Annotated in this window: 1 tRNA gene and 2 rRNA genes; all 3 read right to left on the bottom strand. The window is 57.5% G+C overall.

The window, feature by feature from the left end:
• Nucleotides 1-198: 198 nt before the first annotated feature.
• Nucleotides 199-275 (bottom strand) — tRNA-Met (locus tag OUA97_RS23280).
• 50 nt (nt 276-325) lie between these two features.
• Nucleotides 326-440, bottom strand: a 5S ribosomal RNA gene (gene rrf / locus OUA97_RS23275).
• Between the two features lie 69 nt (nt 441-509).
• Nucleotides 510-586, bottom strand: a 23S ribosomal RNA gene (locus tag OUA97_RS23270); the annotation flags it as partial.

Here is a 586-nt window from a genome sequence, read left to right as displayed (position 1 = left end):
GGGCGCGGCCGGCATAGCGAGTTTTCTGCAGCACCTATCTGGGGTGGAGTCGGGGCGACCGTTGAAGCTGGCGATGCCGGACTGGCCTGATGTTGGGGCCTGATGTTGGGGCCTGATCTTGGGGCCTGATCTTGGGGATTGAGGGGTTGGGCAGACACGAAGAAGCCCCCGAGCGTTTGCTAGGGGGCTTAGAAAGCTTGGGTGCGGGGACAGGATTTGAACCTGTGACCTTCAGGTTATGAGCCTGACGAGCTACCGGGCTGCTCCACCCCGCGTCAGGGTGCGATTGTGTATTGAAGGGTTTTGGACTGCATCCGTTTGGTAGACCTGGCGGCGACCTACTCTCCCGCGCCTTAAGACGAAGTACCATTGGCCCAGAGAGGCTTAACGACCGAGTTCGGGATGGGATCGGGTGGGGACCTCTCGGTATAACCACCAGGTCAACGAAACGGATGCGTTGAAAAGAGAAGACATCACACAAAGCGCGTTAGTCATGAGTTTGACTAAGAACGATCAAGCCTATCGAGCGATTAGTACCAGTAAGCTGCATGCGTCGCCGCACTTCCACACCTGGCCTATCAACGTG

The organism is Phenylobacterium sp. 58.2.17, assembly GCF_026411515.1.
GTDB lineage: Bacteria > Pseudomonadota > Alphaproteobacteria > Caulobacterales > Caulobacteraceae > Phenylobacterium.
This window is presented reverse-complemented; position numbering and strand designations above follow the sequence as displayed.